This window comes from Haloarcula sp. Atlit-47R (genome assembly GCF_003665985.1).
GTDB classification, from domain to species: Archaea; Halobacteriota; Halobacteria; order Halobacteriales; family Haloarculaceae; genus Haloarcula; species Haloarcula taiwanensis.
This window is the reverse complement of sequence record NZ_QPLQ01000005.1, coordinates 61,092-81,014: the sequence shown is the minus strand read 5'-3', so window position 1 is coordinate 81,014 and position 19,923 is coordinate 61,092. Positions and strand designations below refer to the sequence as shown.

Genomic DNA, 19,923 nt, shown 5'->3' with positions numbered 1-19,923 from the left:
CGCGGTCCGGTCTCATTCCTCGGACAGCTCGATATCTAGTTCGTCACGCGGAACGGCCAGCCTGAACGTCGGCACGGTCTTCTCAACGGTCTCCACGATACCCTTGTCCGCGAGGCTGCGAAGCGCAGAGCGAACCTCGTCGGTGTCGCGGTCCTCGCCGACCTCGCGGAGGGCGTGTAACACGGCGACGACACTCTGGCTCTCCTCGTCCGGTCCAGCGATTACGTCGACGATAGCCTGCTGGAGCGGGGTGACCGTCACTGTCTGAATCCGCTCGGAGTCTTCCCCGTCGATGAGCGTCGTCGCCTCCGGCGTCGCACAGATGAGGCTGTTGTCGTTGCGGTAGTAGTACTCCTTGAGTTCGGCTTCGAGGTACTGGTGGACCTCGCTTCCGCTGTCCATGTCCCAGCGCTCCTGCAACTCGCCGTTTTTCGTCGGCTGGAGCTCGACGATGTCGGCGAGTCGCTCGCGGGCCTCCTCCGAGAGGGTCATGGCCCGTCGGTACGACGACCACGTATTTCGGTGTTCTGAATCCGGGTAAGGCTCACTCGTGTCTGAGTGCGTCGATCGGGTCGACCCGTGCCGCCCGCCATGCCGGGTAGAGACCGGCGACGACGCCGACAAGGACGCCGACGCCAACAGCCAGCGCCATCCACAGCGGCGCGAGCGAGAACGTCACTTCAGCGTACCGAGTCGCGCCGTAGCCGACGAGGAGTCCCAGCGGGACGCCGAGCAGCGAGCCAATCGTCCCGAGCAGTGCGGCCTCGACGAGGAACACCTGCATCACGTCTCGGTTGCGCGCCCCGACGGCTTTCATGATGCCGATTTCACGGGTGCGCTCGGTGACGCTGACGAGCATCACGTTGGCGATGCCGATAGCGCCGACGACCAGCGCGATGACGGCGATACCTGTCACGAAGCGCGTGATGCGCTCGATAACGTCGCTAATCTCCTCAACGAAGTCGTTGCCCGACCGCGCGACCAGTTCCGTGTCGTCGGCCGACAGCGACCGCGCGTCCGCGTCGCCGGAGATGTAGCCCTGAATCGCCGACTGGGTCTCCGGAATCGCCCGCGGGTCGACGACGAGCGTCACCTGCGGGTACGCGCGCTGTCGCACGCCCGCCGCCGGGCTCTCGACGACGGAGTCGTAGAACGGGTCGATGGGGACGTACACCCGCGGCTGGCGGGCGAAGTCGCTAACCGGGACTTCCCCGCGAGTCCCGTTGACGACGCCGACGACAGTAACGTTCCGCTCGCTCCCGTCAGGCATCGTCATCGTGAGCCGCTCGCCGGCCGTGAGGTTCTCGGCGAACGACCCGGCCATGCGCTCGTTGACGACGACCGCCGACTCCTCGGCCCCGAAGGACCGGCCCTCGACGAGGACGCCGTCGCCGATGCTGGCCGGTCGCACTGCCGTGACCTGCTGTCTGGCCAACGTCCGGTTTCCGTGTCGTATCGACTGGGTCCGGACGATACCGCGCGGAAGCGCCGCCTGTACGCCCGGAGTCCCCTCCAACTGCTGGACGTCGTACTCGGTAAACACCGGCTGGAGCGTCCGGTCGAAGTCGTCGTCGCCGGCGGGCGTCCCGAACACGTAGATGTTGCCCGCGTTCGAAGTCTCGATGTCGCCGACGATTTCGGCCTCGACGCTGGCCCCGAACGTGGCGAAGGTGATGACCGACGCGATGCCGATGATGACGCCGACGACCGTCAGCGCCGACCGGAGTTTGTGGGCCCTGATAGACCGGAGCGTGATGCGGACGCTCTCGCCGGCGTCCATCACTGTTTGCCCCCGGAGACGTCCTCGACGGACTGGATGTGGCCGTCCTCGACGTGGACGATGCGCTCGGCCCGCTCGGCGACGTGGCGCTCGTGAGTCACGAGCAGGAACGTGTTGCCCGCCGCGTGCAGGTCGTCGAACAGGTCCAAGATTTGCGCGCCGGTGTCCGTGTCGACGTTGCCGGTGGGCTCGTCGGCGAGAATCAACGCCGGGTCGGTCGACAGCGCACGGGCGATGGCGACCCGCTGGCGCTGGCCGCCGCTGAGTTCCGCGGGGACGTGGTCGGTGCGGTCGCCGAGTCCAACCTCAGAGAGGAGCGACCTCGCCCGCTCGCGGCGACGGGCGCGGTCCCAACCGTCGAAGACCAGTGGCAGAGCGACGTTTTCCACCGCGGAGAGTCGCGGCATGAGATTGAACGTCTGGAAGACGAACCCGACCTCTGTCCCGCGGATGTCGGCCCGCTCGGCCTCGCTGGCCGCCGAAACGTCCTGTCCGTTGACCACGACCTGCCCCGACGACGGCGTGTCCAGCCCGCCGATGAGGTTCAACAGCGTGCTCTTGCCGGAACCGCTCGGACCCATCACCGCCGTGTACGACCCGGCCGCCAGGTCCAGGCTCACGTCGTCGAGCGCCGTCACCGTCCCGCCGAGGTCGTACTGCTTGCTGACGCCCTCGACGCGGACGGTCGTGTTCGCTGGCTCGCTCACGGCCCCGCGTACGGACTGGACAGCAATGAGGGGTTCGACCGTGGTCAGCCCCGACGAAAGTTCCGGTGCTGTGATAGGAGCAACCCACTTACCACTCCAGTCCTAAGGCAGGCCAATGACAGCCAATACCGGACGGAGACTGGCTATCGTCGCTGTGTTTGTCACTATCGGACTGCTGGCCGCTGGGGCGGTCGCTGGTGTGTCCGGCCTCAGCGAGATGGGGCAACCGTCCGGCGACGAGGTGCTGGACCAGACCGAGCAGCGCTACGACGCAGCCGAGACGATTACCGGAACCGCGACTGTGACTGTCATGAACGACTCGGCGTCGAAGACTGCAACGGTCGAATATGCCGCCGCTGAGCCGAACAAAACGTGGGCCGCCGTCACGAGCGAGACCCGGTCGTACGAGATGGGGACGAACGGGACTGTCGTCTGGGCGGTCGGCGAGAACCGGTCGTATGCCCGCGAACTGACTGCGGAGTCCGTGGCGATGAACGACTCGACCGACCCGGTTCCCGAGGAGAACGTCACAGCGACGCTCCGCGGGACTTCAGAGGTCAACGGCGAATCGACGTACGTTCTCGACCTCGAACCGACCAACGAGAGCATCGACGCGCCGAACACGACGCTGTGGGTCGATACCGAGGACTACCGCGTTCATAAGATGACCACTGACGACGGAACGAACCGGACGGAGCTCACCGTCGAGGAGACGAATTTCAACGTCAGCATCGACGACAGTCAGTTCGCCCCGCCGGCTGACCGGGTCGCCGTCACGACCGTCGAAACGTACGACACCTACGACGCGGCTCAGTCCGCGACGGATATGGACCTGCCAGAGTACGAGAACGGGACTTTCGAGGAAGCGCGATATATCAGCCGGCCGGAGAGTACGGCCGTGGTCCAGCAGTACGACGCTGACAGCGAGAACGTGACCGTCCTGAGCGCCACTGGCGCGTTGAGGTACTTGGAGGACGTGGAGAACGGGACGGCAGTACAGGTGAACGGCCAGAACGCGACCGCAATCGAGCGCGACGACAGGGCTGTCGTCTACTGGACCGAAGACGCTGTCACGACTGGCGTGGTCGTCGAGGGGACGACCGACGAGGCCGTCGCCGCCGCTGAAGAACTGTAGCGACGCCCGCTAACTGTCTGTATTCTATAGCTCTTCCAGCGTTCTCTTGACTGCTTCCCAGTGGCTCCCTTTCCAGAAGTGTTGCCCGCAGTCCGTACAGCGCCAGACCCGTTCGTCGTCCGCGGTCGGTGCGTACTCCGGCGTGGGTTCGACCGGGTCGACCTGCTCGACCGGCCCGTTACAGACGCCACAGTGGGCCGGCTCGTCGGCGAGCGAGAGTCGGAAGCCGGCGTCGGTGAGTTCCCGCAACTGGTCCTCGACCGCCCGTTCGGTGAGGAGCACGCTCTCGGATGCGCGGGCGGCGAGGTCGCTGTCCCGAGTTATCACCAGCCGGTCCTCACGTGCCGCTACAGCGAGGAGATCGTCGTCGGCCTCGGCGGCCCGGTCCAGCGCGTAGGCCGTGTCGTAGCCACACATCCGGAGATAGGTGGCGAGCTTGCCGAGCATCGCATCGAGGGCGAGCCGGTCGCGCGGGGTCTCCTCAGACATCGAGGAACTCGCGGACCCTCTCGGCGTCGCGGGTGTTCAGCACGTCCGCCGTCTCGGCCCATCCCCGCCGCGCCGTGTGGACGCCGTAGCGCAGGAGGTCGAGGTCGCCCGGGCTGTGGGCGTCCGTGTTGATGGCGATTGTCGCGCCGGCCTCGATAGCCTGCTTTACCGCGCCGCCGCCGAGGTCCAGCCGCGCCGGGTTGGCGTTTATTTCCAGGGCCGTGTCGTTGTCGGCGGCGACGGCCGCGAGCCGCTCCACATCCGCGTCCAGTCCCTCCCGGCGGTTGAGATAGCGGCCTGTCGGGTGGCCGATGACGTTCACGTCGGGATGTTCTGCGGCTGCGACGAGGCGGTCCGTGCCGTCGCCGTCGAGCGCGGCGTGGGGTGAAGCGACGACCACGTCCAGTTCCGCCAGCAAGTCGTCAGCGACCGAGACAGTGCCGTCTTCAGCGATATTAGCCTCGACGCCGGTGAACACGTCGATGTCGGCCTCGGCCGCGACCGATTCGACCTCGGCTATCTGCTCGCGGAGCTTCTCGTCGGAGACCCCGACGCCACCGACCATCCCCGGCCCGGTCGCGTGGTCGGTGACGGCGAGGTAGTCGTGACCGAAGTCGGCCGCGCCCGCGACCATCTCCGCGATAGTGTTCCTGCCGTCCGACCAGTTCGTATGGGTGTGGACGTCGCCACGGACCTCGCCTTCGGCCAGCAGGTTCGGCAGCGTCCCGTCGGCGGCGGCCTCGACCTCGCCGCGGTTCTCACGGAGTTCCGGCGGGACCCAGTCCATTCCCAGCGCGTCGTACACCGCGTCTTCGGTCTCGCTGGCAACCAGTTCGCCGGCCCGCTGGTCGTCGTCCTCGACGCCCTCGACATCGAAGACCCCGTACTCGTTTACCTTCAGGTCCCGCTCTATGGCGCGATTGCGGACCGCCACGTTGTGGTCCTTGCTCCCGGTGAAATACTGCAGCGCCGCGCCGAACTCGGCGGGGTCGACCACCCGCAGGTCGACCCGCACGTCGTCCGCGTAGGCGCTCGCCTTCGTCTCGCCGGACTCGATGACGCGGTCGAGCCCGTCCCAGTCGGCGAACCGCTCGACGACGGCGTCGGCGTCGGTGCTCCCGACGAGCACGTCCACGTCGCCGATGGTCGGCCGCCAGCGCCGAATCGAGCCCCCGAGCGCACACTCCTCGACGGCGTCACCAGCGGCCATGTACTCCCGAATCCGGTCGCCCTGTGGTCTGGCCTCGCCCAGCAGCGACCGTTCGTGGGCCTCGCGGGCGAAGTCGATGTTGTCGAGGATGTTCTGCTCGGTCTTCGCGCCGAAGCCGGAGACCTCCTGTATCTCGCCGGCCTCGGCCGCGGCCTCCAGTTCGTCGAGGGTGGTGATGCCCAGTGCATCGTACAGCGAGCCGACGGATTTCGGCCCAACGCCCTCGACCGCCGTGAGGGCGTCCATCTCGACGGGGAGTTCCTCGCGCAGTTCGGTCAGCTCCTCGATTTCGCCGGTCTCGAAGTACTCGACCACCTTCGCGGAGATGGCGTCGCCGACGCCGTCAATCTCGCCGACGCTGTCCTCGCCTTCGGCGGCCAGCCCCTCGATGGCCCCGGGGTAGTCCCTGATGTTCTCGGCCGCCCGGCGGTAGGCCCGGGGCTTGTACTCGACGCCCTTCGCGTCCAGCAGGTCGGCGAACTCTTCGAGCAGTGTCGCGATTTCGTCGTTCCGGCTCATGTCAGTAGCTCCGCCCGGCACGGCCAGTGCCGGAGTCCGCGTCCTCGTGTCCCAGCGCTTTCTGCAGGAATTTCATCCAGCGTTTTCTGTCAGCCGCCTCCTGTGCCTGCGCTTCCTGCTCGATATCCGCCGCACCGAGCTGTTCGAGGGCGTTGAGCGCCCGGTCGATGCCGATGATGGCCGTGGCGAGCTCTTCGCCGCGCTCGTAGCTCACGTCGTTGTCCTCGATTCGTTGCTTTCGCTGGAGGCGCTCGCGCCGCAGGTTCTTTTTCGCTTGCTCGACGCGCTCGCGCTCGCCCCGCGGAACTGTCTCCCGACGTTTGATTTCGAAGACGAACGACCGAAGTTCGATCTTCTCACCCTGGATGGTGATTTCATCGGGAATGTCCGCACCGACAGTCGCGCTGTCGCGTTCGATGCGCTCCAGCAACTGTTTGCGCTCGAACTCTTTCACTACCGGCTGTTAGGCCGGGGTGCCCTTACCCGCTTCGCCCGTGTTCTATCGAGGGTAGCACAGCGTTGCCCATTTGCTACACTCGCGTGTGCCTAGTTAATAGCCTATCTCAAGCGAACTCTGTGAGCGGTCTCGACCGAGGTCGGCGATATCTTTTTTATCATCTCTATCGTTCGTATGATACGAGAATAACACCGTCCCTCTCGGTTATTATATGACTCTAACCTTCGAACCGCTTGACGACCGTCCGGGACTCGCGGTCATCGACCAGATAGAGCGCCAGCGCTACCGGATACACACGCCCGCTCCCATCGCGCTCAGGGACGCCGCGACCGACGTGTTCCAGTATCCCGTCGGGGACGCCGTCCGGATACGGACCCAGGCCATCGAACTCCCGACGGTCGTTATGGTGTACGTCCGTGACGACGACGGGGCGATAGCCGCTGAGGTCGCACAGTTCGAGTCGGAGACGCTGCCGTCGGACGATTACGTACTGGACCCGCTGACGCAGATAAAGACATATATGCGGGTCGAGGACGCCCAGATTGCCGTCACCGTCGACTCGGACCGGACCCGAATCGAGTTCGATTCCCCGACGGACGTGCTCATCGGCGCTCGGTCCCAGCACGACCGGCCCGCGGCCGCGGTCACGACGACCAAGGACCCGACCGACATGATGGCCGCTGTCGAGACCTTCGGGTCGGCGCTCAAGGCCTACGACCCCGAGCGCTCCTATCCAACGCTTCGCGGCCACCCCCCCGCGCTTGAGATCGGTGAAACGCTGGACATCCCGGCGGCTATCGACAGTCCGGACACCGGTGTCACGCTCGAACTTCCGCCCAATCTCGCGTCGGTTTTCGTCGCCGCACCGCTCTCGTACTACCTCGGAGCCTCGCTCGTCCCCGCATCCGAACCGCGGCTGACGACCGACACCGGATTTACCTACTCGCTCGACACAGCACGGGGCTTCGAATCCGAGGTCGGACGCACGCTCAAACGCCTGTTTTTCCTCGACTGTGTCACGCGCACGGAAGGATTCCATCAGATAGACCTGCACGAACGGGCGGCCATCGAACCGTACGTCGACCTCGACTTCCAATCGCTGTATCAGCAGCCGCTAGCGGAGCAGGTCGCCACCTATCTGCAGGTCCCGTACGACGTTATCGAGGACCACATTCCGAAGTGGCGACTGACGACCCACATCGACCCGGTGCCGGCGAACGCGGAACAGCTCCCGTATGTCGTCGACGACCTCGCCATCGTCCGGACACACCAGCAACAGCGGCTGAACCAGGCGAGCGTTCCGGCGGAGGTCGAGGCCGAGTTCACCCGTGATGATGTCATCACCCGCGCTGCGAGTTCCGACACTGCCACCGCCGCAACCGAGACGGACTACGTCGAACCGCAGGCCGAGGACTCACTGGAACAGGCCTGGATTGGGGACAGTATCCCAATCGGTGCGAGCAAGCTAACCAAAGCAGCGTTCGAACACCGGCTTGACCGCGACACGAACGCCGAGGACATCACGATTCGCGTCGTCCAGAACGACGCCCGGATGGATGAGGAACGACAGCTCGTCGACGACGTGTATGGCACCCGCGACGACCTGCCGTTCGATGTCACGGTCCACGACGACCTGACGACGGCGGAGCTCAGAACAGTTCTCACGACCGACGCGGAGTTCTTCCACTATATCGGCCACACCGAGCATGACGGCTTCGTCTGTAGCGATGGCAAACTGGACGTGACAACGGTCGACTCGGTCGGCATCGACACGTTCCTGCTGAACGCCTGCAACTCCTACAATCAGGGATTGGCGCTCGTCGAAAAGGGTGCAATCGCTGGCATCGTCACGCTCAACGAAGTTCTGAACGACGGCGCAGTTCGCATCGGTGAGACGGTCGCACGGCTGCTGAACTGCGGCTTCCCTCTTCGCGCGGCGCTTACCATTGCACGCGGTGAGAGTGTCCTCGGTGGGCAGTATATTGTCGTTGGTGACGGTGGCGTTACCGTTACTCAGCCAGAAGGAGGAACACCGAATATGCTTAAAGTAACTCCTCGTGGGACAGAGTTTGAAGTCCTCATGAATATGTACCCAACCGATGTCGACGAATTGGGTGCTATTACCATGCCTTTAGTGGATAATTATTCCTATCATCATCTGGCATCCGGCGAGATTGGTCCACTTGTGCTTGATAAAGCAGAATTAGAGGATTTCCTTCTCATGCAAGAAGTACCGGTGCAAATCGGAGACAAATTATATTGGAGCAAATCCCTTGATTTAGCCGAAGCTATCTCATAACTGATCGGTATGGCCTCCTGTCGAACCTGACTCAACAAGCTGAAAAGTTTCTGATTCCCTCCGAAATTACGGACCGAAGTACGAACTATTATTAGCTGCCGCAGTCCCCGCCTGTGACAGTAGCAGCAGGAGGGTGAACAGCGCGCCGGTCATTTTTGGGTGCTCTGCGAGGTATTCGCGCATGGTGGTATCTGACATGATACAACTTCGATGATGGTGGGGAGATAATTAAATTTATTTGAAAAGTACCTACATATTATATATTGTATTAAGCATAGAATTAACAGTCAAATCCAGAAACTAACATCCACAAGACTGGAACCGCACGTTTAGAGGAGAGTAGCGCACGAACCGGTCGTGCGTACACATGAGAGGGAACCAGCGACACCCCCCATCAGTAGCGTTTAGTAGTCTGGTATGTAATTGATAATCAGGGTCTAGTATTGATGCATGAATGGAAAATGGATGATAACTATCTGACAGATACATGTCCTGCTGGTTCGCTCCGGGGGCCGGACGCAGGGCGGATGTATGCGGTAATCGCTACCAGTTTGATGGAATGGCTGCTTGCTGGCGGCTTTGTCGACACCACCCGGAGGAAGGATGACTTCTGAGGAGCAGTGGCGGCTCGGAGACAAGACAGTTGAGCTGTCCAGTGCGGTCATCAGCGGCAGCCGCCGCGCGGCAACGCGCCATACACCGCTTCTCCGGACGGAATCAGTGGACCGACGCGACGAGCTGCGGACAGAGGTTCCGGTTCCACTTGCGAAAGTCGAGCAGCCTCAGGAGTGTACGGTGTTGCACGTCGATGATGATCCGCAGGTCGGTGAGCTGGTCGAGATGTATCTCGAACGCATCAACGACAAGTTCGACGTCGTTACCAAGACCAGCGCCGTCGCTGCGCTTGACGTCCTCCGGAGCGAGCAGGTCGACTGTATTGTCAGCGATTACGATATGCCAAACACCGATGGACTGGAGTTTCTGGAACTCGTCCGTGAGCAGTATCAAGACATCCCATTTATTCTGTTTACCGGCAAGGGTAGTGAGGAGATAGCCAGCGAGGCAATCGCGTCGGGCGTCACGGACTATATGCAAAAAGGAGGGAGGTCAGACACGTACGATGTCCTGGCCAACCGAATCGAGAATGCTGTCGAACAACATCGCACCGAACAGCGGTTCTGGAACGCCCTCTCGTGGTATCAGCGGCTCGTTGAACAGGAGCTTGCGGGCGTCTGTATCATTCAGGACGGGGCGTTTGTCTACGTGAACCAAAAGCTAGCTGATATTTTCGGCTATGACCAGAGTGAACTCATCGACGAGTCTCCGGCCCTCCTCACGGCGGAAGGCGACGGCGACAGACTACCTGAGTCACTCCGAACAGCAGAGTCAGACGAGCTCGATACGTTCCACTCGGAGTTTGAGGGGCGACAGGCCGACGGTGAAACGCGTCCCATCGAAGTATCCGGCGGGTCGATTGAGTACGACGGCGACCCGGCGTGGATAGGCGTGCTCCGAGACGCCAAAAGCAATCCCGGTACTGGCGAGTAAGTCGCTGTTTGGCTGCTGCGTACAGCCCTTTGCTTTTCCGACTCAGACATCGCAGTATCATCGTAGTCTGCCGGTGACTGGCCCAGTATAAGCACAATCCCTTTCCACGGCCCACTCCTACCGTAGTATAATGTCGGAGTGCGATGCCTGTGGGAAGCAGGAGAACATGCCGTATCAGTGCGGGCACTGTGGTGGGACCTACTGTGCGGAACACAGACTGCCAGAGGCCCACGATTGCCCCGGACTTGACAACTGGAGCGATCCGGGCGGCGTGTTCGACAGCGGGTTCGACGAGAGTGTAAACACCGGTCAGACCTCCGGTGGCGTCGCCGACCGGCTCGGTATCGACACCGGGCCCGGCGGGCCGCTGGCGTACTTCCGGGGGAACGTCACGTACCTGTTCTTGGCGATTATGGGTATCGTGTTCATCCTCGAACACGTTGTCATTCTCTCTCTGGGCAGCGACGCGTTTCAGACGCTGTTCGTCCTCCATCCGAACAATCCCGAGTACGTCTGGACCTGGGTCACGTCGGTGTTCTCACACGCTCCCTTCGGGTTCTATCACATCCTCGGCAACGGGATTATTATCTACTTCTTCGGCCGGATCGTTGAGCAGCAGATTGGGTCGAAGAAATTCGCGGTCTTCTTCCTCGCTTCCGGCGCGCTGGCCGGCCTCGGACAGATCGCAATTCAAATGGTGCAGGGCACTTCCGCCGGCGTGCTCGGAGCCAGCGGCGCGGCGCTGGCGATTATGGCGTTTCTGACCGTCTTGAAACCTGACCTCCGCGTATACCTGTACTTCTTGATTCCCGTTCCGATCTGGGCCATCACCGGCTTTTACTTCCTGTTGAGCATCTTCGGATCGCTCAATCCGATGGGGGCCGGCCTGCTCGGCGGTAACATCGCGCACCTCGCCCACCTCATCGGCCTCGTCATCGGACTCTGGTACGGCCAGAAAATAAAGGGACAGGCCCGGATCCCCGGCCAGATACAGTTCGGCGGTGGCGGCGGCCCCGGTGGACCGGGCGGTCCCGGCGGTCCCGGCCGGCGTCGTCCGTGACGATGCAGCTGGTTCGCCCCGAGTTGGTCCCCGACCCGTCGCTCTCGCAGGCCGAGATGGAGGCGCTGCAACGCGACATCGCCGAGGATGCGCGGTTCGAAGACGACCTGGACTTCTCCCCCGAAACCATCGCGTCCGCTAGGGATGCACCGGTCGACGACCAGACGACGCTGCGGACTGGCGACGGGGCCGCTGACCCACCGCTCGTCGCCGGCGTTGACCAGGCCTTCGTCGACGACAAGGCCATCTCGGCCATCGTCGTCCTGCGTGGCGGCGAGGTCGTTGAGCGGGTCAGCGCTGTCGAGCAGACCGAGATTCCGTACATTCCCGGCCTGCTGTCGTTCCGTGAAGGCGGCGCAATCCTGGCCGCGTTTGCGGAGTTGGAGATTGACCCCGACGTAGTGCTGGTCGACGGCAGCGGCCGCATTCATTTCCGGGAAGCCGGGCTGGCGACACACATCGGCGTCACACTGGACGTGCCAGCTGTCGGCGTCGCCAAGAATCTCCTCTGTGGCACGCCGGAGCAGTCGCTCGAGGAGACATACCCGGAAGGGGCGCGGATTCCGATTACTGCCGACGACAGCGTTGAGACCTGCCCTGGTGGAACGGTTATCGGTCACGCGCTCCAGACGCGTCAGTACGATTCACCGAACCGGTATATCAATCCGCTCATCGTCAGCCCCGGCCATCGCGTCAGTGCATCCACGGCGGCGGATATCGTCGACGCTACCACCGACGGCTACAAGCTCCCCGAGCCGACCCGACTGGCCGACAGCTACGCCGATGAGGCGAAGGCGTCCGTGGAGTGATGCTACGGTATCTGCGTCGGATAACCGACAGTATAACTTCCCGGGGTGTGTTCTCCCGGCCAACACATGGCGAAGACGGTGCTGATTACCGGAGCGTCCTCGGGTATCGGGCGGGCGAGTGCCGAGGCGTTCCTGGCCGACGACTGGACTGTCTGGGCGACCGCTCGCGAGGAATCGGACATCGACGATCTCGCCGAAAACGGCTGTCAGACCGCCGAAATCGACGTGACGAACCCCCGCGAGTGCGAGCGGGTCGTCGAGGCGCTCGTCGACGCCGAGGGACGGCTGGACTGCCTCGTGAACAATGCCGGGTATCCGCAGTTCGGCGCAGTAGAGGACGTGTCGACGGCGGCGCTCCACGAGCAGTTTGACGTGAATCTTTACGGGCCGCATCGACTCATCCGCGAGGCCCTCCCGCACATGCGGGCCCGCGAGAACGGCACTATCGTCAACGTCTCAAGCGTTGCAGGCCGAATCGCGTTCCCGAACCAGGGGAGCTACGCCGCCTCGAAGTTCGCGCTGGAGGGCCTCAGCGACGCCCTCCGGATGGAAGTCGAGGAGTTCGGCATCGACGTGGTGCTGGTCGAACCCGGGCCGGTCGAAACCAACTTCAGCGACCGCGCTGACGAGGAACTCGACAACCTGGAAACGTCCGGCGCGTACGACTGGCTGTATCAGGCCCACGCGGATTCGAGCCTCGTCGGCATTCAGGACGCGCTCTCGGTCACGCCCGGGACAGTCGCGCTGACCATCCGCGATGCCGCCAACGCCAGCGATCCCGAACCGCGGTATCCCGTTGGGCAGGGCGCGCAACTGCTGCTCATGCTCGATTACCTGCCGGCGCGGTGGCGTGACGCGGCGTTCGGCGTTATCCGGAAACTGACCAGCTAAGCCGCGGCTGTCGCCTCTCTCAGTCCAGACAGGCCGCGACAACCGACAACAGGCGCTCGCCGCGCACTTCTTCGGCGAACAGCGGGACTCGGCGCACGTCGTGGCCGCGGAACATGTCCTGTGATCGGGCCAGCGCGTCTTGCTGGACTTGCCAGCGCCGCGCGCAAAACTCGCAGTCGGCGTGGTTCGGACCGGCGATGTCCACGTCCTTGCCGAGCACCTCGCTCGGGTCCTGCATCACCCGATTGACGACGACGGTGCTGACCGGAATATTAAACTCGTCGAGTTGAGCGAGCAAGCGCTCGGATTCGACAACAGACAGTTCCTCGGGCACCATCACGATGCGGAAGTCCGTCTTCCGGGGGTCCTGCAGAATCGACCGCAGGTGCTCGATTCTGTCCGACAGCTCCTGAAGATCCTCGATGCCGGCTTCGGCGTCGACCTCGTCGTCATCGCCACCGAACATCCCAGTGAGGTTGTCCATCATCCCCGAGAATCGCTCGCGGAGTTGCAGAATCTTCCCGACCATCGAATCCATCGTCTCGGGGAGTTCCAGCAGTCGGAGCGTGTGGCCGGTCGGCGCGGTGTCGATGACGACGCGGTCAAAGCGGTCGTCGTCGACGTAGTCCAGCAGGAGTCGGAGCGCCGCGGCTTCGTCGGCTCCGGGCATCGAACCACCGAGCAGTCCGTCCTCGCCGCCGATGGGGTCCTCGGCCTGGCTTGGACCTGCCGCACCGCCCGCACCCCCACCGAACATCCCACCGCCGCCGAGGAGTTCGCCCACACCGCCCAGTGCGTCCTCCTCGACGCCCAAGGGCCCCTCGCCCACGGCGGCCTCCGGATCGATCTCTGCGGCGTAGAGGGGAATATCCTCCCGGATGCGCGTCGGTGTCGCCGGGATATCCGCATCCAGCGTGTCTGACAGGGAGTGGGCAGGGTCTGTGGAGACGACGAGCGTCGCCGTGTCATCTCGCGCGGAGGCCAGCGCCGTGGCTGCGGCACACGTCGTCTTGCCGACGCCGCCTTTCCCGCCGTAGAGAACGTACTCCGCCGCGTCGATTCCCGCGGGTGCGTCGATATCGTCGACCGCCTCGACGTCGAGTTCGCTCATGCCAGAAGCTACGCTCGTCCGGCCTTGAGTACTTCCCGAAAAGGAGTTGTCCTACTGTCTCGAAGACCGCGCTTCACGGACATCGGCGCCGTCACGGAGTTTGTCCTCACAGTTCGGACAGACCCGAGGACCGTGACCCTCGACGGCTTCTGGTGTGAAAACCCGTACGTACTGCTCGGTTACGAACTCGCCGCAGTTCTGACACTCGGGCATCTATAGGTACACTCGTTCCACGATGTATATGCCTTCCGCTGCCAACGATTTCTTCCGGTTGATACGCAGGCGGCGTTACCGGTGGTCGGCCCAGAATGAGTCCAGTTGGCTCGCAAGGAAGTCCGGCGTCATCCGAGTGAACTCCTCGCGCTCGCCCGCCGGCAGGTACGGATACACTGAATGTCGTGCGTCCGGTGTGTACCGACGGCCGACCAGTGCCCGCACGCCGACTTCGTCGATGCCACGGATGACGCGGCCGATAGCCTGGCGCGCGCGCCGCACAGCCGGCACTGTCAGGGCGTACTCGAAGGCGTTGTCCTCGCCGAAAGCGTCGCCGTATGCTCGCTGGACACCTCGGACGCGGGGCGAGCCGATGTTCACGAGCGGGATGCCGACGACCGCACAGGTCGAGAGCTTCTCCCCGTCGTAGTCGACACCCTCAGTCAGCGTCCCGCGCGTCGACGTGACCATCACCTTCCCGTCGCCGCTGAAGAACTCGCGTTTCAGCCGCTCGGTCTCCTCATTGCTCGAAGACTCGTCGACGAGGACCGGCTTCTCGACGGCCTCCTGCAGGTATGCGCCGGCCCAGCGCGCCTCCCGATAGTTCGGCATCGCCACCATCACATTTCCGGGTGAGCGGGCCAGCGCGCGAAGCGCCTGTGCGTACTCGTCGCGCGTCGGGTTCCAGTTCTCCCCGAGCGGTCGCATCGTTTCGGGGTCGCCGCGGTTGCGGGCGGTAAACGGCGTCGCGTCGACGAGGTACGATGCCCGGTTTTCCGCCGGGAACGGCAAATCGTAGGTCGTCGACCGGACCGGCCGTCCGTCGCCGGATTGCTCGTCCGGAGCAGTTGACCCTGTCTCGGCCATCGAGTCCAGTCCCGACACGCGAGTAAACACGTCCAGCGGCTCCAGCGTCGCACTCATCAGAATACCGCCCCCGAGTTCGTCGAAGACGTTCCGCAGGGCCGTCGCTGGCATACAGTTGTAACACACTAGACCCGGCGTGTACACGGTCTGGTAGTCGACATCGAGACCCTGTCCGTGGTTCGGTGAGTGCTCCAGTTCAATCTCTCGGAGGAACGTCGCGTGGTCGCGCTCCCACCATTGCCCGGCCAGCACGCCAACGGCGGCACACACCGGCTGGCGGGTCAGGCCCAGTTGGTCGATTGCGTCCTCGACCGCGGCCCCAACTTTCGACAGCGAGCGCCAGAGCGACCCGTCGTAGCCCTTGCGCTCGGCCCACTCGGTCAGTTCGTCCTGCTCAACCGTGTCGGGGTCCCGGAGCGGAATCTCCCTATCGTGTTCCGGCAGGGTCGACGGGTCCGCGCGCCAGCCCTCGTGTTCGGTGTCAAGGAACGACTCGATGCGGTCGTCGAGCCACCGCACGAGGTCGTCGTAGAACTTCCGGGCTTGGTCGACCGCGTCCAGCGGGACCTCCCGAGCGGACAGCACCTCGCGCACCTGCGCCTTGTGGTCGGCGCTCTGCTGGGCGCGCTGAATCAGCATGTTACAGTCGTTGCGCGCCTGCACGATGGTCTGGCGGCCGATGCGGTCCGACAGGAGGTCCCGCACGCGCTCTTCGAGCCGATGGGCCTCGTCGACGATGACGAGCGTCTGGTCGTCGAGCACGTCCGACAGGAGCGGGCGAGAGCCCGGGTCGAACAGGTGATTGTAGTTCCCGACGATAACATCGGCCTCGTTCAGCAGCACGCTCATTACCCGGTGGGGACAGGTCCCTCGTTCCGTCGCCGCTGGGAGGTAGTCGTCCATCGTCACGACGTGCCCCTCCCCGGCGGAGAAATCGACGGGCGAACCCTTGTTGCGGGCGTACCAGTCCGCCTCGAACGGACAGTATAGCGGCGGGTCTGATCCCTCTGCCAGCGACTCCGGGGCCGTTGGCTGGGCCCGCCGGTACGGTGAGGCCGCGCCCGCGGTCGAGAGCGTGTCGTCACCGAGGGTCGACTGCTCGGCCGCGTCGGGGCGCGCGGCCGCGGCAAGGTCCTGTCCTATCCGTGGGTCCCACCACTGGTCGTCGTCGGCCTCACCGTCGATTGCGGCGTCTGCGACAGCCGCGCCGTCCGAGCGCCCATCGTCTTCGACTAACCGCGCTGTCGTCTCCCTGAGGTCCTCACACCGGTCGTGCGTACCTACATCGTCCGGGAACTGACCCTCACGACCGTACGGGCAGAGGTCGCGTTTGCCGACCAGCGAGATGCCGTCGAAAGGCTCCTCGATACCGGCGTTGAGCGCTCGCAGGTCGTCGACAAACTGCTGGAGTTGCTGTTTGACCGGCGTGACGACGACCATCCGCTCGTACAGGTCCGTATCGCGAACCAGCGTCGCGCCGGCGGTGAGCGCGGCCATCGTCTTGCCGGTCCCGCATGGCCCTTCCATTGCGAGAAAGCCGCGTGCCTTGCCCGCCTCGATGGCTCGCTCGACGGCGTCGGCCTGGTTCTCGTACGGCTCGTCGAAGCCGAAATACGTGCGCCAGGACTCCGTGCCCGTCGATGCGGGGTCTGCCATTGAACCGGGGTTAGTCGCCTTCGTATTTGAACCGCAGGGTTCCTCGCCGTCGCAGCTGCTCAGTGCGAATCGCGTCAGAGCCGCAGTGAACCGAAAAACGGGCTGTGACTGACCGCCGTCGTCCAGTCACCGGCACCGAGCCGTTAGTCCAGCAGACCGAGGTCGCTGAGCCGCTCGACGATAGTATCGACGGCTTCTTCGGCGTCTTCCTTTCGCTTGCCACCAGTGACGACGAGCTTCCCCGAACCGAACAGCAGCGCGACCACGTCGGGTTCGTCGAGCCGGTAGACGAGACCCGGGAACTGCTCGGGCTCGTACTCGATGTTCTCCAGCCCGAGCCCGATGGCGATGGCGTTGAGGTTGAGCGAACTCCCGAGGTCCGCGGAACTGACAATGTTCTGGACGACGATTTCCGGGTCATCGTCGACCTGGATGTTCAGGTCACGGAGCTTATCGAAGACGATGCGCAGGCTCTGGTGGACATCGTCCGTGGATTTCGCACCCGTGCAGACGATCTTGCCCGACCGGAAGATGAGCGCGGCGGATTTCGGGTCCTGTGTCCGATAGACGAGGCCCGGGAACTGCTCGGGGTCGTAGTCGGCGCCTTCCAGGTCCATCGCGACGCTCTCAAGGTCGAGTTCTTGTCCGATACCGGTCGAAGCAACGACATTTTCGATGTCAATGCTCTCTTTTGGGTCGACCATATAGTGTTTTAAATACCGGATTTAAATCATATAAACGTTTGTGATGCTGTGATTACTAGTCGTTCTTCGACCTCTACCACGTCCGACAGATTCCATTCAAGTAGGTGTCTGTCGGTTGAGCGCTTCTGCGTTGGCCGGGTATTCCTGCCCTTCAGGCTGCCGGCCCGGCCGTCACTGGGCCGCTAAAAACGAACCTGTAGCGCTATACGGTCCGACCGTCGTTGTCGACGACGCTCGCGAACGCGACGTTTTCCTGTACGGTCTCGATTTCGACGGTCGGTGAGTCGCCCGGTTCGCCGTCGGGGACGATGACGACGTATCCGCGTTCGACCTTGGCAATGCCGTCGCCCTGATCGCCGAGCGATTCGATGGTCACGTTTCGGATTTCGCCCTCGTCGACCGGCGGCTGCGGGACGCCAGTGTCGACCCGGCCCGGGTCGGTCTCCTGTTTGGCCGTCTGTGTCGGGGTTGCCGTCGATGAGCCGGCGTCGACCTGCGAAAGCAGGCCGACACGGTAGGTCTCGCCCGGTGAAACTGCGCCGTGGGAGACTTCACTTTTCGGAACTTCGACAATATATCGGTCCCCGTCAGTCTCTATTTGGGCACTGAACAATGTACTGAGCGCGTCTGGAACTTCGACCATAGCCTATTCTACGGCTCATGATAGATAATGGTCCTGCCCTGTTGTGGTGAAAATTGCCGGCAGTTGTCGATTAGTCGTCGCCTTCGACGCGATTCGTTTCTGTCCCGACCCCGGCTTCGTCGAGCAGTTCCGTCCTGTGCTCGTCTAGCAGCGGTGCGCGACCACTAGGTGAGGGCATCGTCTCGGTCATCTTTATCGGACTGCCAGCGATGGTCATCTGGCTCTCCGCGCCGGGTTGCTCCACCTCGGCGAGCATCTCCCGGTCGTGGATGTGGGGGTCTTCGAAGATGTCCGCGGTGTTCTGGACTGGCGCGGCCGGCACACGCCCTTCGAGCAGACCGAGGAGCGTCTCCGAGTCGATGGTGGCGGTCCAGTCAGCGATCTCGCGGCGCAAGGACTCCCGGTTTGCGAGCCGGCTGCCGGCGTCGGGGTAGTCCGCGGCGAGGTCCGGGCGCTCCATCGCCTCACACAGTGCCTCCCAGTGGCCGTCGGCGAACGCCGCGATGACGACGTGGCCATCGGCAGCCTCGAAGGAGTCGTACGGGAACAGCGTTGGGTGGGAGTTCCCCTGCCGGGTCGGTGACTCGCCGTCACAGGAGTACTGGTACACCGTCCGCTCACATAGTGACACCATCGAGTCGTACATCGCTGTATCGACGTATTGCCCTTCACCAGTACGCTCGCGGTGATGGACGGCCGCGAGGATGCCGACGGCGTTCAGCACGGCGGTGAAGAGGTCGCCGACGCCGGGGCCGACCTTCGTCGGAGGGCCATCCGACTGGCCGGTGATTTCCATGACGCCGCCCAGCGCCTGTGCAATGAGGTCGAACGAAGGCTGGCCCTGCCGGTGAGTTTCGCCCGTCCGCGGGTCGCCAAAGCCCCGGATCGAGGAGTAGATGAGGTCTGGGTTGTGTTCCCGCAGCGTCTCGTAGCCGCAGTCGAACTTCTCCATCGTGCCGGCCTTGAAGTTCTCGACCACCACGTCTGCGCGCTCGACGAGCGAAAGGAACGCCTCGCGGTCTTCATCGGCCTCCAGATCGAGTTCGAGCGAGCGTTTCCCACGGTTGACGCTCTGGAAATACCCGCCGTAAGCCTCTTCATCGCCGTCGTTCACGAACGGTGGGTTCGACCTGATGAGGTCGCCGCCGGGGCGTTCGACCTTTACCACGTCCGCGCCCATGTCCGCGAGCAACATCGTGCAGTACGGTCCGGCGAGGACCTGTGTCAGGTCGAGCACACGCAAGTCGTCAAGCGCACCCATGCAAAAACCACGACGGGGCGGCCGCATAAACCTTCTTGAACGTCCGTTATAAATTCTTTAAGGCCATATTATCATGAAAGACCATTAGGTTTATCACTGCCCGACGACGACGACGTAGTACATGCCCCGGACCGTTATCCTCGGCGTGATTGGCTCCGACGCGCACGTCGTCGGCATCACGATTCTAGAGCAGGCGCTCTCGGCCGCTGGCTTCGAGGTCATCAACCTCGGCGTCCAGACGTCACAGGACGAGTTCGTCTCCGCCGCGAAATCTCACGACGCCGAGGCGGTACTGGTATCCTCGCTATACGGGCACGCCCGCCAGGACTGCGAGGGGCTGCACGACAAGTTCGACGACGCTGGACTCGACGTGCTCACCTACGTCGGCGGGAACCTCGCCGTTGGACAGTCCGACTTCGAGGAGACGCAGGCGACCTTCCGACAGATGGGTTTCGACCGCGTCTTCGACGCGGAGACGGACCCGGAGGAGGCAATCGAAATGCTCCGCGAAGACCTGCAACTGACGACAACAGAGACGGAGCAGATCAGGGTTGACGGGTGACT

Annotated in this window: 20 protein-coding genes; 7 read left to right on the top strand and 13 right to left on the bottom strand. The window is 63.5% G+C overall.

Annotated features, from left to right (window positions below; all coding sequences use genetic code 11):
• Positions 1–12: 12 nt before the first annotated feature.
• From DVK00_RS17405 to DVK00_RS17395, 3 genes are read right to left on the bottom strand one after another with little or no spacing between them, the layout of a single operon-like run.
• The gene (locus DVK00_RS17405; protein ID WP_101349911.1) at positions 13–492 is read right to left on the bottom strand and encodes a DUF5797 family protein; all 480 of its coding nucleotides are present in this window, start codon (positions 490–492) and stop codon (positions 13–15) included.
• Between the two features lie 52 nt (positions 493–544).
• Entirely contained in the window at positions 545–1,780 is a 1,236-nt protein-coding gene (locus DVK00_RS17400) for an ABC transporter permease (RefSeq protein ID WP_121578105.1), read from the bottom strand.
• Positions 1,780–2,487 carry an ABC transporter ATP-binding protein gene (locus DVK00_RS17395; RefSeq protein WP_101349913.1) on the bottom strand — a complete coding sequence of 236 codons (708 nt, stop codon included), beginning with the start codon at positions 2,485–2,487 and terminating at the stop codon, positions 1,780–1,782. The genes DVK00_RS17400 and DVK00_RS17395 overlap by 1 nt, the downstream gene beginning before the upstream one ends.
• A gap of 115 nt (positions 2,488–2,602) precedes the next feature.
• Here DVK00_RS17395 and DVK00_RS17390 point away from each other — a divergent pair, with 115 nt between their 5' ends.
• A complete protein-coding gene (locus tag DVK00_RS17390) occupies positions 2,603–3,622 on the top strand; it encodes an outer membrane lipoprotein carrier protein LolA (protein ID WP_121578104.1) in 1,020 nt (339 codons plus the stop codon).
• A 24-nt stretch (positions 3,623–3,646) separates the two neighbouring features.
• Here the strand turns inward: DVK00_RS17390 and DVK00_RS17385 are convergent, their stop codons facing one another.
• Genes DVK00_RS17385 through DVK00_RS17375 form a run of 3 tightly spaced genes read right to left on the bottom strand, consistent with a single transcriptional unit; the run spans position 3,647 to position 6,294 of the window.
• Complete coding sequence (locus tag DVK00_RS17385) at positions 3,647–4,111, bottom strand: Mut7-C RNAse domain-containing protein (RefSeq protein WP_121578103.1); 465 nt, start codon at positions 4,109–4,111, stop codon at positions 3,647–3,649.
• A complete protein-coding gene (polX, locus tag DVK00_RS17380; RefSeq protein ID WP_121578102.1) occupies positions 4,104–5,840 on the bottom strand; it encodes a DNA polymerase/3'-5' exonuclease PolX in 1,737 nt (578 codons plus the stop codon). The genes DVK00_RS17385 and polX overlap by 8 nt, the downstream gene beginning before the upstream one ends.
• 1 nt (position 5,841) lies before the next feature.
• Complete coding sequence (locus DVK00_RS17375) at positions 5,842–6,294, bottom strand: DUF5788 family protein (RefSeq protein ID WP_101349917.1); 453 nt, start codon at positions 6,292–6,294, stop codon at positions 5,842–5,844.
• A 214-nt stretch (positions 6,295–6,508) separates the two neighbouring features.
• On the opposite strand from DVK00_RS17375, the gene DVK00_RS17370 reads away from it, so the two are divergent.
• Entirely contained in the window at positions 6,509–8,596 is a 2,088-nt protein-coding gene (locus DVK00_RS17370) for a caspase family protein (protein ID WP_121578101.1), read from the top strand.
• Between the two features lie 66 nt (positions 8,597–8,662).
• On the opposite strand, the gene DVK00_RS22325 is transcribed toward DVK00_RS17370, so the two are convergent.
• On the bottom strand, positions 8,663–8,794 hold the full coding sequence (locus tag DVK00_RS22325; protein WP_255410829.1) for a hypothetical protein: 132 nt from the start codon (positions 8,792–8,794) through the stop codon (positions 8,663–8,665).
• Between the two features lie 405 nt (positions 8,795–9,199).
• Here DVK00_RS22325 and DVK00_RS17365 point away from each other — a divergent pair, with 405 nt between their 5' ends.
• The 4 genes from DVK00_RS17365 (at position 9,200) to DVK00_RS17350 (ending at position 12,904) form a co-directional block, all read left to right on the top strand.
• Positions 9,200–10,144 (top strand): response regulator, encoded by a 945-nt coding sequence (locus tag DVK00_RS17365; protein WP_121578100.1) that lies wholly within the window; start codon positions 9,200–9,202, stop codon positions 10,142–10,144.
• 130 nt (positions 10,145–10,274) lie between these two features.
• Positions 10,275–11,204, top strand: coding sequence for a rhomboid family intramembrane serine protease (locus DVK00_RS17360; RefSeq protein ID WP_101349920.1), 930 nt, complete (start codon positions 10,275–10,277; stop codon positions 11,202–11,204).
• Positions 11,205–11,206: 2 nt separating this feature from the next.
• Entirely contained in the window at positions 11,207–12,013 is an 807-nt protein-coding gene (locus DVK00_RS17355; RefSeq protein ID WP_199722478.1) for an endonuclease V, read from the top strand.
• A gap of 66 nt (positions 12,014–12,079) precedes the next feature.
• Complete coding sequence (locus tag DVK00_RS17350; protein WP_121578098.1) at positions 12,080–12,904, top strand: SDR family NAD(P)-dependent oxidoreductase; 825 nt, start codon at positions 12,080–12,082, stop codon at positions 12,902–12,904.
• A gap of 19 nt (positions 12,905–12,923) precedes the next feature.
• Here DVK00_RS17350 and DVK00_RS17345 read toward each other — a convergent pair whose 3' ends face one another.
• The 6 genes from DVK00_RS17345 to mct all read right to left on the bottom strand — a co-directional run bounded on the left by DVK00_RS17345 (position 12,924) and on the right by mct (position 19,359).
• Positions 12,924–14,015: a TRC40/GET3/ArsA family transport-energizing ATPase gene (locus DVK00_RS17345; protein ID WP_121512400.1), complete on the bottom strand. Its 1,092-nt coding sequence runs from the start codon at positions 14,013–14,015 to the stop codon at positions 12,924–12,926.
• A gap of 51 nt (positions 14,016–14,066) precedes the next feature.
• Positions 14,067–14,228, bottom strand: coding sequence for a hypothetical protein (locus DVK00_RS21840; RefSeq protein ID WP_004516852.1), 162 nt, complete (start codon positions 14,226–14,228; stop codon positions 14,067–14,069).
• Between the two features lie 75 nt (positions 14,229–14,303).
• Positions 14,304–16,751: an ATP-dependent DNA helicase gene (locus DVK00_RS17340; protein WP_121578097.1), complete on the bottom strand. Its 2,448-nt coding sequence runs from the start codon at positions 16,749–16,751 to the stop codon at positions 14,304–14,306.
• A gap of 143 nt (positions 16,752–16,894) precedes the next feature.
• Positions 16,895–17,455, bottom strand: coding sequence for a TATA-box-binding protein (locus DVK00_RS17335; protein WP_004516850.1), 561 nt, complete (start codon positions 17,453–17,455; stop codon positions 16,895–16,897).
• Between the two features lie 202 nt (positions 17,456–17,657).
• Positions 17,658–18,098 (bottom strand): TRAM domain-containing protein, encoded by a 441-nt coding sequence (locus tag DVK00_RS17330; protein ID WP_101349925.1) that lies wholly within the window; start codon positions 18,096–18,098, stop codon positions 17,658–17,660.
• 70 nt (positions 18,099–18,168) lie between these two features.
• Entirely contained in the window at positions 18,169–19,359 is a 1,191-nt protein-coding gene (mct, locus tag DVK00_RS17325; protein ID WP_101349926.1) for a succinyl-CoA:mesaconate CoA-transferase, read from the bottom strand.
• Between the two features lie 121 nt (positions 19,360–19,480).
• Here mct and glmS point away from each other — a divergent pair, with 121 nt between their 5' ends.
• Positions 19,481–19,921 carry a methylaspartate mutase subunit S gene (gene glmS, locus DVK00_RS17320; protein WP_101349927.1) on the top strand — a complete coding sequence of 147 codons (441 nt, stop codon included), beginning with the start codon at positions 19,481–19,483 and terminating at the stop codon, positions 19,919–19,921.
• The last annotated feature ends 2 nt before the right edge of the window (positions 19,922–19,923 follow it).